This window comes from Arthrobacter sp. 135MFCol5.1 (assembly GCF_000374865.1).
Classification (GTDB): domain Bacteria; phylum Actinomycetota; class Actinomycetes; order Actinomycetales; family Micrococcaceae; genus Arthrobacter.
The window spans coordinates 32840-39902 of record NZ_KB895473.1 but is presented as its reverse complement, the minus strand read 5'-3'; the positions used below and the strand labels follow the sequence as shown (position 1 = coordinate 39902).

The window sequence follows — 7063 nt, the reverse complement described above, 5'->3', positions numbered from 1 at the left end:
CCGCCCACCGGAGCCAAGGGCCTGAACCTGGCCATCAACGACGTCAAGGTCCTCTTCGAGGGGCTGGACAGCCACTACAACTCCGGATCGGGACACCTGCTGGACACCTACAGCGACCGCGCCCTGGACCGGGTCTGGAAGGCGCAGCAGTTCTCGTACTGGATGACCACCATGCTGCACACCCCCGCGGACGCCGACGACTTCTCCCGGGCCCGCCAGCTTGGCGAACTGAATTCCGTGGTTTCATCGCGGCACGGCATGGCCTACCTCGCAGAGGCCTACTCCGGGTGGCCCTCACACTAGGCACTTGGCGGCCGTTCCATTGGCCATACTGCTCCATCCTGATTCAGCCCCGTTCGTAACCGACGATGGATAAACTCATGCAAACAATTCACGCGATCAGCCTTCCCGACGCTAATCTGCTCGAATCCGTTTCACCGATCCCCGAAGGCCTTCGAGCAGTTGTCTGGGACTTGGAATCGGAACCGGTAGGAGCGGAAGTATCCCAAATAGATGCGGTCGTGGGGCGCACTCAGCCAGGCGGAGAATCTGAAGTTCGTCCAAACACAGTCCACCGGCTACGACGGAGTCATCAGTGCTTCCCTACTTGAATGGCCCTGCTGTTATGCTGCCGGACCCACAGCTGCCGTCGCAACAGCGTCAGGAGTGCACGCTGCCGCAACAGCGGAACTTGCTGTTGGGCTGGTACTTGCGAAACTGCGGGGGATCGACCAAGCCGCCAAGGACCAATTGACGAAACGCTGGCGCCCCGCGGGCGCCGCAAGTCACTCGCTGACCGCCAGATATTGCTTGTGGGCGTTGGCGGCATCGGCCAGGAGATAACCCGGCGGCTTGAACCTTTCGAAGTCCACATCACCCGCGTAGGCAGCAGGGAACGATCTGATGAATACGGGAAAATCCACGCGCCGGCCGCGCTGCCTGAGCTGGCACCTACACACGACGTCCTCATCACCGTCCTGCCACTCAACGAGCACACACGCCACCTCGTGGGTGAAGAAGTCCTCGGCGCCCTGTGACGTCATAGATCCCGAACCGCTCCCCGAAGAGCCCCCACTATGGACGGCCCCCAATGCCCTCGTTACCCCTCACATCGGTGGCAACGCATCCGCCTTCGAACCCAGGATCGTAAAACTCCTTAAAGCCCAGCTCCAGGCTCTGGCAAAAGGTGAAACCCCGACAAACCTCGTGCAGCGCGGCCCTTTCTGACGCGCCCTCGGTTGCTGCGTCCGTATCTGGGGCGCCGCTTCCTACCCTGCCTGCAAGATCTGTTCAAGGCGCGCTTACCCAGGTCGGGTTGAACCACGCATCGTCATGCAGCTGGAGGTGAGGGAAGGTGTTACCTACTGCTGCTTATGCGAAGGCTGACGAGGCTCCCATTCAGCGCGTGGGGGTAGCGAAGGAAGCGGCTCCCTGCGGAGGAAGTAGATGTCCCATCCGATGATGCTGGGAACCATAGTTCAGGAGCAGAACAATGAAACCCCCTACTCAACGACGGCAGCACGCGGGAGATGACAACCGCGTCCCTCTCCCTTGCCTCGGGCCGCCGCAGCACTTGCCATCAGAAATTGTTGTGGTGATCCTTGGCGTGATGTATCCAAGTGTCCTGCCGCACCCTGGCGAGGCTCCCACCCACCTTGATCTGCCGCTTCCATCTCTTGGCTTAGACGCCCCTCGGCAAAGCGCGGATGTTATCTTTTACGATCCGCTCTCTTCGCAGCGACACTTTGACGAGGTTTCCCCAGCCTTGAAGTACGGAAAAAAAATACAAGAGCACAAGGTACGAAAATCTTGCGGAGGCTCGTAAAGCTGTCGCCCGCGATCTGACGTTGCTCTCTTTAGCGAAAACGCGGATGGCCAGCAGCTCTCGGCTGCCATCACTTTCAGACACTACTCAAACTCTCCTTGAGTGATGTCCGCGGAGAAGGAGTCCAGGATGACTCCATGACGCCACTGTCCTTCGAAACCTTCGATTGGAAAAGGCTCAGGCCGGGTCATGAGATTGAAGTGCTCGATGATGGTCTGGTGACTGCACGAGGAGTAGTTGAATACCTGTCTTTGGATCAAGGCATCATTCGACTCAAGCTCTCCTATGGAAGAGGTAGACGAACGTACCGCCGGAGGGACGGTTGGGAGGTTCGTACTGTCTGCCAAGAAGCGCGAGACCAGCCGAAAACAGGCACCGCTCCTTAGCCTTAGCGGCAGTTCCAGGGTATTAGGGGGGCTAGGGACCTGCCATCTGCTGGCCGTCCCACCTATGCCGTGCGACGGCGCCCCTGTGTCTAAGCGTCAAAGGCACACAGTCCACCGTGGCTACCCCAAAGCTGTCATGACAGCTTTGGGCGTTGCTCCTGCAAGGTAGGGCACACCTCAACCTGACGTCAGATTCCGGACGAGATATGCGTCAGAATAGGGCCTATAGGGGGCCAATAGCACAGGTACGACGAACTGTCTTAGACCTAAATCTGACAGTTCTCCTTTGACGGACTTATGGCATCGGTCCGCTGCCGTTAACTGGCACCCGCGGTCATGCGGTCCTTTGCTAGGGCTCTTGCTACCCGGCTTTTCCCGGAGCCCAGCCCAAAGCCGGCCCGAGCTTCCCCGCCATGTCCGTCAGGATCTGCACGTAGTCCTCGTGGTCGAAGCTGAAGGGCAGGGCGAAAGCCACCTCGTCCACTTCCTGGAACCCGGCGTGCGCGTAGAGCTGCTCGGCGATCTCATCGCTGGTGCCGATCAGGTCGCGCGCGAACATCATGCCCCTCGGCCCCTGCGGAGCTGCAGTGCGCGGCGTGCGTTCGTCGACGTATCGCTGGTACTTCTCTCGCTGGGCCGGCGATGCCGAGTCGGTTGGGATCACCACCAGCCCCTGCGAAACCCGCGCCTGAACATGTCCGGCGGCAGCAGCCGCTTCGCGGAACGCCCGGATCTGGGACTGCTGGACCAAAGCGAAGTCCGGTTCCTGGTCCTTGTCGGGGAAGATCACGCTGCTGGAGAGCAGGTTGAATCCATGAGAACCCGCCCATACCGCTGACTTTGTACTCCCGGCCCCGTACCACAGCCGGTCCCGCAGCCCGGGCGAATGCGGCTCCACACGGTTGGAGAACTCCTCCACCACCCCTTGCTTGCCCGAGAATTCACGCACCCGCTCACCCGCCACCAGACGCGCAAACCGCTCCACCCGGGCGTAGCTGAAATCCTCCAGGTCCGCCGTATCCGGGTACAGCTCATGCTTCACGGTGTCGTACTGCATCGGCTCCCCCACGCTTACGCCGGGGTTGATCCGTCCACCGGCGAGCAGGTCCACGGTGGCCAGATCCTCCGCCAGGCGCAGCGGGTTCTCCCAGCCCAGCGGCGTCACTGCAGTACCAAGCTCAATCCTCGAAGTGCGCTGGCTCGCGGCCGCCATCACGGCCACAGGCGAAGAAATCCCGAACTGCAGGTGCCGGTGCCGCAGCCAGGCACTGTCGAACCCCAGCCGCTCCCCCAGTTCAATGATCTGCAAGGTCGACTCGTGGCCGGCAGCTGGATCAGCGGGATCGAACAAGCCAATCGTGAGGAACCCCAGCTTCCGCAGGGGACGAGTGGGATGCGGCATCGGCTTCCTCCAAGTGATCAGGGAACGTGACTGTTTTTCAGACTAGGCCGTGGGCCACCGGATGAACCAACATGTCCCGCCGCCCCCAAGGCTCCGCCAGAAGCACCCTCACCCTTGACGGACGTGTCCGCACACGGGTTAGGCTCACCACGGGCAGGCGACGGCGCCGCCACAGGAGGAATACATGTCACTGCAGGAAATCGAATTCACGTCCGCCAACGGCCGCGACACCATCCAGGCCTGGGTCTACGAACCCATCGGCCAGCCCAAGGCAATCGTGCAGCTGGTCCACGGGCTCGGCGAGCACTCCCGCCGCTACCTCCACCTCATCTCCACGCTGGTGGACGCCGGATTCATCGTGGTGGCAGGTGACCACGCCGGGCACGGCCGCACCGCCATGCAGCAGGGCACCTGGGGCGACGCCGGCGAGGACGCCGCCAAGGTGGTGGTCGCGGACGAGCTCACGCTCCAGGCCAAAGCCAGGGCGGCCCTCCCCCAGCTTCCCTACGTGGTGTTCGGCCACAGCTGGGGCTCCATGATCGCGCGCGGCATGGCAGTGGACCCACAGGCTCAGCTGTCCGGCTTGATCCTGTGCGGCATCGCCGCCCAAATGCGCGGCATCGAAACAACGATCAACCGGCCGGAACTGGCGCGGCTTGCCTCCGGCGCCGGCGCAGCGGACGCCGCACCGCAGGACCTCGTGGGCCAGCTGTTCGATGGTTTCCTGGGCCGCTTCGGCGACAATCCCGGCCCCACGGCCTGGGTGGCGCTGGACGCCGACGTCGTGGCCGACCACGCCAGGGACCCCTTCAACAACTTCGGCGCACCCCTGAGCGCCCGGTTCCTGCAAGGCTTCGTGGACCTCTACGACCACGTCAATTCCGACGACTGGTACAAACAGCTCCCCGCGGACCTCCCCGTCCTCATCCTCGCCGGCGACCAGGACCCCGTGACCAACTACGGCGAAGGCGCCTACCACGTGGCCAACCGCCTCACCGATTCGGGCCACGCGGACGTCCGCGCCCGCGTCTTCCCCGGCGTCCGGCACGAGGTGCACAACGAACCCACCACCCGCGCCGAAACCGAGCGCGAAACGGTCGAATTCATCCAGCGCGTCACCCAGCGGCAGGATTCCCCAGCCCCGTAGGCAGCAGGCTGGCCGTCCCGGAGGAAAGCACCCCGGCGGAAAGGTACGACGACGGCACTAACCCCGCCGCCGTCGTCGAACCTTCCAGCCAAGGCAGTCCGGTACGTCAGGCCTGCCGTGCCTTCCCCGGCCAGCGGGGCAGCCGTGAAAAGGTGGGCCCCGCGGGCGCCGGAATCTTGGCAGGGTCGGCGCCCGGCCGCCGTCGCCGCAGCTCCAACGCCAGCGCCTCCTGCCCGCGGGCCATCGCCCACCGGTGGTTCGCGGCAAAGGCCGGCTTGAGCAGCCAACTCAGCCGGCGCAACAGTGGCTTTGCCGTGCTGACCCGCCACTCATAGGTGACCACCGTTTCGGGCCCGTCCTGCTCAAAGGTCCAGCGGCCGGCGCCGTTGAGGTCGCCCCGGGCCGAGATGGCGAATCCGTGTTCCGTGACGGGCTCGGTGACGGTGAGCTGCCACTTGAGCGTGTACGGCAGCCAGCCCTTGGTGTGGAGGAAGAACGCCTTCCCGGTGCCGTCCGGGTTGCCCGGATCCAACTGCTCAACAGTCAGATACACCGACGGCCACCAGCGGGGAAGCGTGCCGGCATCGCCCAGGATGTCCGTGACCTCCCGCGGGGTTCCTGCCACCCGCCAGACAGTCAGGAATTCGTAGTCAGTGCTGCTGATCGATGTGCCGGCCATTGGTGCCTCCACGGCGAGGGGGAATAGGCGGCCCACAGTACTCACGCCGCCGTTTGCGGTCAACGGGCGGCCGTGCGCTGCTGCCTACTGGCGCACCGGCCGGGACCTGTACACATGGCCCGGGACCAAGGGCGTTCCCTCGAAGAGCTGCGGGACGGACACCAGCTGGTAGCCCTGGGCCTGCAGGGTGGACATCAGCTCCTGTTGCCCGGCGATCGTCGTCGGCTGCACGTCATGCATGAGCACCACCGCGCCGGGCGTGATCTCCTTGAGCACTTTGGGCACGAACACTGCCGGGTTCTTGCTCTGCCAGTCCAGTGAGTCCACGGCCCAGATGATGAGCGGCTTGCCCACAGCGCCCTGCACTGCGGCATCGGCCGCTCCGTAGGGCGGCCGCATCATGGCCGGGGTGGAGCCGGTCGCGGCCAGGATGGCGGCGTCCGTACGCTCCATCTCCTTCTTGACTGCGGGGATGGGCAGCTTGGTCAGGTAAGGGTGGCTGAACGTGTGGTTGCCGATCGCGAAGCCGGCGTCCGCCACCTGCTTCGCGGTTGCCGGATTCGCGGCCGTATTGGACCCGGTCATGAAGAACGTGGCCTGGGCCTTCCGCTCTGCCAGGATGGCCAAAAGCTGCGGCGTGGTGCGGGCGTCCGGCCCGTCGTCGTACGTCAAGGCGGCGCACGGGACGATGTCGCAGTTCACGTGCCTGGCTGACGGCGCTGTCGCGGGATGCGTGACTGCGGCGGCGTTCAGGTGCCCCAGGATCTGCCGGCCGTAGTCAGTAAGCACCGCGCCGGCCTCGGCGGCGTTCATGGTCAAGGTCACGTTGCCCCCGGGGTTTCCCGGAACCTCCGCGGACACCGCCAGCTCCCCGGACGGTTTCAGGACCAGGTCGCCTACCGGGATGTCCTGCCGGACGGGGGTGGCGATCTGCGCTGGAACGCCCACCATGCGCGACTGGATGCCCGGAACCGCCTCCGGCCGCACCAGCTCCGCGCCGCCACGGACAGCCCCGGAAACCGTGTCAACATAGACGGTTTCCGATCGCTCTGAGACCGTCCCGCCCGTCCCGGACGTCCTCACTTTTTCCCGGACAATTATCACTGTTCCCGCAGCCTGAACGGGCGCCGCGGACACCGTCAGCTCCTGGCCCGACGGCTGCTGTGCGTTCAGCGCCATCGCGGGCCGGTACCGGCCACCCGCCGGGGCAGCGGCATCGAGGAGTCCCAGCAGCCAGGAGTCAACATGCGTGTTCAACCCCGGCACCCCGTCAACGTAGGTCCAGGACGCATGCACGTGGTGCTCCCCCACGTGGGCCGTCAAGGCCATCCCGTACCCGCCGGGCACCTCCACCGGCCCGTCCAGCGCATCCGAGAGCGGCTGGGGCAACGCCACGGTCTCCGGTTGGCTGGAAACCCGTTCGTGGGCGTGCAACGCCGGGTACGGCGCACCGGACATGCTGTCACCACCGCAGAGGAGCGCCGCTACGCAAATCGCCGCCAGGAGGACATGCAGGCAGGCGGCAGCTACGCTCCCGCGGGTGCGCCCCATCCCCAGCCCCATCGATCCGCACGCTCCTCAGGTGTTGACCGTTCGATTATCCCTTACTGAAGAGCCCGGATGG

General features: G+C 64.7%; 5 protein-coding genes and 1 pseudogene. 3 read left to right on the top strand and 3 right to left on the bottom strand.

From position 1 onward, the window contains the following. Both C563_RS0120115 and C563_RS22310 read left to right on the top strand, forming a co-directional pair. Positions 1–303, top strand: a 303-nt coding sequence (locus C563_RS0120115; RefSeq protein WP_026265172.1) for an FAD-dependent monooxygenase, incomplete at its 5' end; no start/stop codon positions are given. Between the two features lie 308 nt (positions 304–611). Further along, positions 612–1227 (top strand): annotated as a pseudogene (locus C563_RS22310) (NAD(P)-dependent oxidoreductase). Positions 1228–2572: 1345 nt separating this feature from the next. On the opposite strand, the gene C563_RS0120100 reads toward C563_RS22310, so the two are convergent. Then, positions 2573–3613, bottom strand: coding sequence for an LLM class flavin-dependent oxidoreductase (locus C563_RS0120100; protein ID WP_018763873.1), 1041 nt, complete (start codon positions 3611–3613; stop codon positions 2573–2575). 184 nt (positions 3614–3797) lie between these two features. Between C563_RS0120100 and C563_RS0120095 the strand changes: the two genes are divergently transcribed. Then, a complete protein-coding gene (locus C563_RS0120095; RefSeq protein WP_018763872.1) occupies positions 3798–4760 on the top strand; it encodes an alpha/beta fold hydrolase in 963 nt (320 codons plus the stop codon). Between the two features lie 106 nt (positions 4761–4866). Here C563_RS0120095 and C563_RS0120090 read toward each other — a convergent pair whose 3' ends face one another. Together C563_RS0120090 and C563_RS0120085 are read right to left on the bottom strand one after the other, a co-directional pair. Then, on the bottom strand, positions 4867–5439 hold the full coding sequence (locus tag C563_RS0120090) for an SRPBCC family protein (RefSeq protein ID WP_018763871.1): 573 nt from the start codon (positions 5437–5439) through the stop codon (positions 4867–4869). A gap of 84 nt (positions 5440–5523) precedes the next feature. Continuing rightward, positions 5524–6990, bottom strand: a complete 1467-nt coding sequence (locus tag C563_RS0120085) for a polysaccharide deacetylase family protein (protein ID WP_231369939.1) — start codon at positions 6988–6990, stop codon at positions 5524–5526. Between the last annotated feature and the right edge of the window lie 73 nt (positions 6991–7063).

Coding starts and splice junctions, on each gene's coding strand:
- C563_RS0120090 (WP_018763871.1), bottom strand. CDS start 5,439: ATGGCCGGCACATCGATCAGCAGCACTGACTACGAATTCCTGACTGTC.
- C563_RS0120100 (WP_018763873.1), bottom strand. CDS start 3,613: ATGCCGCATCCCACTCGTCCCCTGCGGAAGCTGGGGTTCCTCACGATT.
- C563_RS0120085 (WP_231369939.1), bottom strand. CDS start 6,990: ATGGGGCGCACCCGCGGGAGCGTAGCTGCCGCCTGCCTGCATGTCCTC.
- C563_RS0120095 (WP_018763872.1), top strand. CDS start 3,798: ATGTCACTGCAGGAAATCGAATTCACGTCCGCCAACGGCCGCGACACC.